Annotated in this window: 7 protein-coding genes and 1 pseudogene; 5 read left to right on the top strand and 3 right to left on the bottom strand. The window is 47.5% G+C overall.

Translation table 11 applies throughout. The features are described from left to right. The coding region (locus AC3WJJ_RS17245) for an alpha-helical endospore appendage domain-containing protein (RefSeq protein ID WP_492542572.1) at window positions 1-1,413 on the bottom strand (1,413 nt) is incomplete at its 3' end. A 285-nt stretch (window positions 1,414-1,698) separates the two neighbouring features. Between AC3WJJ_RS17245 and AC3WJJ_RS17240 the strand changes: the two are divergent. From AC3WJJ_RS17240 to AC3WJJ_RS17230, 3 genes and pseudogenes are all read left to right on the top strand, one after another. Continuing rightward, window positions 1,699-2,748 (top strand): annotated as a pseudogene (locus AC3WJJ_RS17240) (glycosyltransferase family 2 protein); the annotation flags it as partial. Between the two features lie 45 nt (window positions 2,749-2,793). Next, a complete protein-coding gene (locus tag AC3WJJ_RS17235; RefSeq protein WP_492543079.1) occupies window positions 2,794-3,900 on the top strand; it encodes a glycosyltransferase in 1,107 nt (368 codons plus the stop codon). Between the two features lie 18 nt (window positions 3,901-3,918). Further along, complete coding sequence (locus AC3WJJ_RS17230) at window positions 3,919-5,172, top strand: glycosyltransferase family 2 protein (protein WP_492542570.1); 1,254 nt, start codon at window positions 3,919-3,921, stop codon at window positions 5,170-5,172. 27 nt (window positions 5,173-5,199) lie between these two features. Here the strand turns inward: AC3WJJ_RS17230 and AC3WJJ_RS17225 are convergent, their stop codons facing one another. After that, window positions 5,200-5,574 (bottom strand): alpha-helical endospore appendage domain-containing protein, encoded by a 375-nt coding sequence (locus AC3WJJ_RS17225; protein ID WP_422659463.1) that lies wholly within the window; start codon window positions 5,572-5,574, stop codon window positions 5,200-5,202. Window positions 5,575-5,775: 201 nt separating this feature from the next. Here AC3WJJ_RS17225 and AC3WJJ_RS17220 point away from each other — a divergent pair, with 201 nt between their 5' ends. Then, window positions 5,776-6,099, top strand: a complete 324-nt coding sequence (locus AC3WJJ_RS17220; protein ID WP_422659464.1) for an alpha-helical endospore appendage domain-containing protein — start codon at window positions 5,776-5,778, stop codon at window positions 6,097-6,099. Continuing rightward, window positions 6,080-6,424, top strand: coding sequence for a hypothetical protein (locus AC3WJJ_RS17215; RefSeq protein ID WP_492542568.1), 345 nt, complete (start codon window positions 6,080-6,082; stop codon window positions 6,422-6,424). The genes AC3WJJ_RS17220 and AC3WJJ_RS17215 overlap by 20 nt, the downstream gene beginning before the upstream one ends. A gap of 32 nt (window positions 6,425-6,456) precedes the next feature. Here the strand turns inward: AC3WJJ_RS17215 and AC3WJJ_RS17210 are convergent. Then, window positions 6,457-7,548 (bottom strand): exosporium glycoprotein BclB-related protein (locus tag AC3WJJ_RS17210; RefSeq protein ID WP_492542567.1); only part of this gene is annotated, 1,092 nt, incomplete at its 5' end.

Raw genomic sequence — 7,548 nt, 5'->3', positions numbered from 1 at the left:
CGTGGCACCAGTATCTCCTGTAGCACCAGTATCTCCTGTGGCACCAGTGTCTCCAGTGGCACCAGTGTCTCCAGTAGCACCAGTGTCTCCAGTGGCTCCAGTGTCTCCAGTGGCTCCGGTATCTCCGGTAGCTCCCGTATCGCCGGTATCGCCAGTGACTCCGGTGACTCCGGTGACTCCAGTGACTCCAGTGACTCCAGTGACTCCAGTGACTCCAGTGACTCCAGTGACGCCCGTAGCACCCGTAGTACCGGTGTTTCCAGTGGCTCCGGTTGCCCCCGTGTCGCCAGTAGCACCAGCGGCACCAGTATCTCCGGTAGCACCCGTAGCTCCTGTAGCACCAGTATCACCCGTGGCACCAGTGGCACCAGTGGCACCAGTGTCGCCAGTAGCTCCCGTGTCGCCAGTAGCTCCCGTGTCGCCAGTAGCTCCAGTAGCGCCGGTGGCTCCAGTAGCGCCGGTGGCTCCAGTAGCGCCGGTGTCGCCCGTATCTCCGGTAGCGCCAGTAGCTCCAGTAGTGCCCGTGTCTCCGGTGTCGCCAGTAGCACCGGTAGCACCGGTGTCGCCCGTGGCTCCAGTATCGCCAGTCACGCCAGTATCTCCGGTGTCGCCCGTGGCACCCGTGGCACCAGTATCTCCTGTAGCGCCGGTGTCGCCCGTGGCGCCAATGTCTCCAGTAGCACCAGTATCTCCAGTCGCACCAGTAGCGCCGGTTACGCCGGTGGCCCCGGTGTTTCCAGTGGCTCCGGTTGGCCCAGTGGCCCCAGTGTCTCCAGTAGCGCCGGTGTCTCCAGTAGCGCCAGTAGCGCCGGTGGCACCCGTGGCACCCGTGGCCCCAGTGGCGCCCGTATCTCCGGTAGCTCCAGTGTCTCCGGTAGCACCGGTATCACCAGTGGCCCCAGTTGCGCCCGTAGCTCCGCTGTCTCCAGTGACGCCAGTGGCCCCAGTGGCACCAGTGTCTCCAGTAACTCCCGTGGCACCTGTATCTCCGGTATCACCAGTGGCCCCGGTAGCGCCTGTAGCTCCAGTAGCCCCAGTCACACCAGTAGCGCCAGTAGCGCCCGTATCACCACCTGCAGGTCCGGTTGGACCCGTAGGGCCTGTAGGGCCAACAGATATGGGAATAGAGAGCACGCTCTCAAGTTTGTTTACGAGAAGGTCTTCTACATTTCGGACGCTATCAACAGTGTTTCGAATACTCTCGTTGATGGCCAGCAAGTCTGAGATGCTTGCCGAAGGAGGTGGGGCACCTGGAAGTGTACCAAGTGCGTACTGAAGCTTTTCTCCTTCTGAGTTAATGATGTGGCTAAGTCCCAGTTCCTCAAGTGCAATGGAGAGTAGAAGGAGATTAATAGCGTCTTCGCGGTTAAGTAAGATATTCGGAGAAAGATTCGGAATGTTAGATTCGGACATATCTCCAGCTCCTTTACACAGACATGGAATATCTTATGCCAGAATCAATCTAATCGTAATGTTGTCTATCTCTAAAAATAAAAATCCGCATTCATAAGAATCACATCATTAAGCAGGGAAAGCAGCGAACTGCTGATGGATTAGGAAGTGATAATCTGAGACACCTTTGAATAAGTATAGGGGGCGGGATATATCTGAACTAAGCCATGCCATTATGAGGTGGCATAAGGTTATATCATTTGGAAAGGGAGGACGACAGTGCAGGGAAAAAAATTATCATTATGCATGATTGTCAAAGATGAGGAACCTTGGATTGGTCGTTGTCTTACAAGTGTAAAGGACGTTGTTGATGAAATGATTGTGGTAGATACCGGATCAACAGATCGGACTCCGGACATTGCTCGCTCATTAGGAGCGGGCGTTTATTGTTTTCCTTGGACTGGAGATTTTTCGGAAGCAAGGAATTTTGGACTCGAAAAGGCTTCTGGGGACTGGATCCTATGGCTCGATGCAGATGAAGAAGTAGATGCTGGGGATGCGAATAGATTAAGACAAGTGCTAGAACATGAGAACAGCAACCTCGCTTTTATTGAATTGATTAACTTTTATGGCGAATCTCCACCTAATCTATCTAGAGTCTACCGGATAGCTCATCATCGTCTGTTTCGTAATGGTCTAGGATTGAAATTCAATGGAGCTATTCACGAACGATTAAATGTAGACGAGATACCCGGAAGTACCGATGAAGTCATGCAGCTCGATGTTAAAGTGTACCATTACGGATACATGGATCAGGTGACTCAGGGCAAGTCGAAGTATGAACGTAATCTAACGATGTTACTGAAAGCGGTGGAAGAGCCGGATCCAGACCCCTGGGTCTTTTACCATTTAGCGAGCGAGTATTATCGGGTTGGTCAATACACAGAAACGTTTGAGTATATTAATCAATCTATCATTCAGTTCTTGCGTAAGAACTTAGCCCCACCATCGATGTTATATAAAATGAAATATTCTTCTTTACTTGCAACAGGGAGCTATGATGGAGCATGGCCAGCCATAGATAAGGCAATCTCCATGTACCCTGATTATGTCGATCTTCATTTCTATAAAGGTGTGATTCTTCTGCAAAAAGAGATGGTCCAAGAGGCGATACCCGTCTTTCAACACTGTCTAGAATTAGGGGAAGATAACCTTGATTATCTCACGCTGAGGGGAGTTGGTTCGTTTCAGGCGTGGTATTATCTTGGTCAATGTTACGAGAAGGAAGGCCAGCTTGAGCAAGCAACAGATGCTTACCGTAAGGTATTGTCGCTTTCTCCTGATCATCCTGAAGCCCAACAGGCGTATACGAAAGTTCAAGACAAAATACGTGCGAAACATATGAAAGTGGAAGAGAGTAGAATTACGATCAGCTTATGCATGATTGTCCGTCAAGAAGAGGATACGCTTGGAAGACTACTTGAATCGGTGAAGGATATCGTAGATGAGATTAATATTGTAGATACCGGTTCAACAGATAAGACGAAAGAAGTAGCACGTCAATATACCGATCGAGTGTTTGATTTTAAGTGGATCGATGATTTCTCGGCTGCTCGAAACTATTCATTCTCTAAAGCAACGAAGCAGTATGTACTTTGGCTTGATGCAGATGATGTGCTGACAGAACAGGATATCGAACGGTTTAAACACTTGAAACAGACGATGCCTATAGTAGATCGGGTAACCATGACTTACAATCTCGGGTTTGATGCGGAAGGAAGAGTGACAACAAGCTTACGACGAAACCGCCTCGTACGAAGGGAATGTAACTTTCAATGGATAGGGGCTGTACATGAGTATTTGGCTGTAGGCGGAACCTTTTTAGATAGTGATGTGTGTATCACCCACCATAAAGAAAAAGTATACACAGATCGTAATCTTCAAATCTATCGTAAGCGACAAAAGGCAGGAGAGAAGTTCTCGACAAGAGATCTGTACTACTTCGCTAATGAGTTAAGAGATCATGGCTTTCATGAAGAAGCAGCCTCATATTACGAAAAGATGCTGGATACCGGGGAAGGCTGGATTGAAGATAATATTCAGGCTTGTCTCAAATTAGCTGGATGTTATTCGAAGATTGGTAATGAACGAAAGAGGTTTGATTCGTTGACCAGAGCCTTAAGTTATGAAATCCCTCGTCCTGAGGTGTCTTGTGCAATCGGGGAATATTTTTTTGGGGAGAAGAGGTATTCGATTGCGATCTTCTGGTATCAACTTGCCACTGAAATTACTCCACCGAGTACGATGGGCATCACGAACCGGAATGCTGCGACATGGTACCCTCATCTGCAATTGTGTTTATGTTATGACCGACTTGGCGATTACAGAAAAGCTTTCGAGCATAACGAGCAGGCGCTTAGGTTTAATCCAACGCATCAAAGCATGCTGTACAACCGCAATTATTTTCGTGATACGCATCAAATAGTGCCCGAAGAGTCAGCTGATTAAAGAGGAGGCTTAGGCCAAGTGAATAGAACAAGTATTATCATATTGACCCATAATTTAATGATGTTAACTCGTCTTTGTCTCGATAGCATTAGGCGCAACACGGATGAACCCTATGAAATCATCGTAGTAGATAATGGGTCGTCGGATGATACCGTATCTTATTTACTTGGCCAGCCAGATATAACTTTGATTCGGAATGAACATAATTTAGGATTTGCAAAAGGCTGTAACCAGGGATTAGCGGCAGCGACTGGTGACACCATTCTGTTCCTGAACAACGATACGATCGTAACGCCAGGATGGTTGTCTCGTATGTTGCGATCCCTTTATAGCCACGACCATATCGGTATGGTAGGACCGGTAAGTAATCATGTGAGTGGACATCAGCAAATCGATGTCCATTATAAAAGTCTGGATGAAATCAATGACTTCTCCGCTAGGCATGGCGCACAGTTTACTGGTGTCTCTATGGATACGAGGCGGGTCGTAGGCTTTTGTATGCTTGTTAAGCGTGAAGTGTTTGAGGAAGTTGGGGGTTTTGATGAACAGTATGGATTAGGTAACTATGAGGATGATGATCTATGTTTGCGCGTTATTTACAGTGGTTACCGAATCCGAATTGTATATGATTCATTTATTCACCATTTTGGTCATATGACGATGGCAACCTTACAAGATTCCAGTTTAAGTGAACTACTTGTCCTAAACAGGGAAAAAGCTAGCCAGAAATGGGGGAGTGAGATACATGAACTCCTATATAAAAAGGCAGCAACATTAACAATTGTTGTTCCTCTTAGGGATCGTACGGTGGCGTCACATTTTCAGAACATGATACAAAGAGTAGGACTTATTGCAGATGAATGGATTGTGATTGACTACAGTGGAGCTGGGGAGAAAGAAGCTACGCTTTTGGATTCCAGTAAACGGATCAAGCTACTGCAAATGAAGAGTGAAGAAGAATTGCTATGGCCACATATTTGTAGCACAGCCACGCAGCAGTACCTACTCTGGATCAGTCCAGAGGAGATAGTTACGGATCGTGATGTAAGAAGAATACATGGTCTGAAAGTACAACTGGATGACACCGATGATGGCGTGTCAGTACTGCTTGAACAGGGTGGGGGGTTGTCCATCGTTAGACGGGTACGGATTGTGCGCCGTGAGACCGAATTTGATTGGAATGCAACAACTCAAGAATTTGTGATGCGACCTTCTGCTGTAGTTAGAAAAGGGGATATTACAGTTAGGTCACAACGTCCCCTGGCGTTATAGTCTGTTGTAATCATACGGTACTATGGATTACTCATGCTCACATTCATCGCAGCATTCTGGATCTTCGCAGGAGGAATGATCACAATCAGGTTCACAATGATGTCCGCAATCCTCTATTAATGAAATAATGCGATCCAGCTTACTTAAGCTTAAGTACTGCTCCATGTTCACATCTTCAATTAGATGGGAGACGGCATGATTAAACCGGATATAGTCTTTGGTTTTGACACAGTGATTATGATTAGCAAAGTGGACAAAAGATTGAATCTTCTCAGCTTCAGCATTAAGGATATGGGAAATGGCGAGTTCACTCATAGCAAGGGAACTGAGCAGGAGAGAAAGGGTCTCCTTTTTCGTAAGCGAAATGATGGGGGTTATATTTGGAATGGATGGTTGAGACATGTATAGACCTCCTAAATGTTATTAAAGTTTGTTTACTTTTTAACTGTATGTCTAGGAGAGATTGTCTCATGATTACAAATATATCCAAGTCAAAATAATATACCAGCATGATCCTTCTGATTTGTGCATATGTTTAACTTGGGAATAGCTTGATCTTATGTTCGTAAGCTCGTCATCAATAAATGAGCAGAGGTGATTGAAGTGAAATTTGAATCCATTCCTGAAAATCTGCTCGATGAAATACAAAAATATGCAAGCATCGATGCATTCAGGGAATTGGTCAAAGCCGTAGCTTTGGAAGAAGCTGCAATCGCTCGATTTATTCAAGCGGAGGCTAACAAGATCGAAGCTTTTACAGGGAAAGGTAATTTGTTTCCAACATCACCAACCAATCAGCAAATTACCGACTTTCAGAATGCGGTAGGAAGAGTGCTTGAGGCGCTAAATGAGAAACAGAAACTTCTTATTCGAATGATGGAACTTAGTAGGCGATTAACCACTCGGGATGTGGATCAAGATGGATGAATCCAATACAAAGTACGCCGGGAATATGATTGAAGAGGAAATGAAAGTGATACAATCCGCGACGTTAGCGATTATGAGTATGCACCAATTGATTCGATCCACGCAGCGTTTGTCTATTCAGACACAGCATAAAGCTGCCTTATTATTAGATAGTACGAAGGAATTGGCTGCACAGCGCTACAACGCTTATCTACTGGCAGCTGACTTGAGGGAGCGCCGAATGAAGGTGAAGCGGGTCTCTTATAAAGTGGAGGCTATATCTAATAAAGTGAAGATATTTAATCCTAATTCAAATGTTACAATAAGAAAAAACAAGCAGCGCTGATAAACAGTCACTGCTTGTTTTTTTGTAGTTTGTTACGTGATGTTGACACCTGCACTTGCATATCCAGCAATTGTAGTTGCTACAGCAATACCTGTAGTAGTTACAGAGAATACCATGAGAAGACGTGATTGCGCTGGAACAGGTACATTAATACCAGTTGTGATAGCAAAAACACTTTGACCTATGGTTAAAAGACCCGTTAGGGTTGGTAATGGTACGATAGCACTGGCAATTGGAGTGAAGATATTGTTAGGTGCGGTAGAAATATAAAGTTGTGCAGTAATATTTGCGTTGCCCAAGAGTGTGAGAGCGGCAGTTATGCTGAAGTATGCAGAAGCAGACGTGATCGTTCCGGCTCTAGGCACGGAGAATGCAAAGTTTAAGAGGGTTCCGGCAGCTCCAGTCAAATCAATAGTTGTTCCGGTAAGAGCGACGCCAGAAACAGAGTTTCCGAATCCAATAAGCCCTGTAGTTCCAGCTAAACCTCCGACTAATGTTGTTAGAGCAACTGGAAGTCCAGACGCGAACGGAATGATGGCACCTGCTCCATCTTCGCCGGTCGCCCCAGTTGCACCAGTAGCCCCAGTAGCACCCGTAGCGCCTGTGGCACCCGTAGCACCTGTAGCACCAGTAGCCCCCGTAGCACCTGTAGCGCCAGTAGCCCCAGTGTCGCCCGTAGCACCTGTAGCACCTGTAGCGCCAGTAGCCCCAGTAGCACCCGTAGCGCCTGTGGCACCAGTAGCGCCAGTAGCTCCAGTAGCTCCAGTGTCACCCGTAGCGCCCGTAGCACCTGTAGCCCCCGTAGCACCTGTAGCTCCAGTAGCTCCAGTAGCCCCAGTGGCACCAGTAGCCCCCGTAGCACCCGTAGCTCCAGTGGCACCAGTAGCCCCAGCGTCGCCGGTAGCCCCAGTAGCCCCAGTAGCTCCAGTGGCACCAGTAGCCCCAGCGTCGCCAGTAGCGCCGGTAGCGCCGGTAGCGCCGGTAGCGCCAGTAGCACCAGTAGCTCCAGTGGCACCAGTGGCTCCAGTGGCACCAGTAGCCCCAGCATCGCCGGTAGCCCCAGTAGCCCCAGTAGCTCCAGTGGCACCAGTAGCCCCAGCGTCGCCAGTAGCGCCGGTAGCGCC

The organism is Paenibacillus sp. FW507-14B1B (assembly GCF_058781425.1).
Note: the sequence above shows the minus strand (reverse complement) of the source record. Positions and strands in the feature narration are given on the sequence as shown.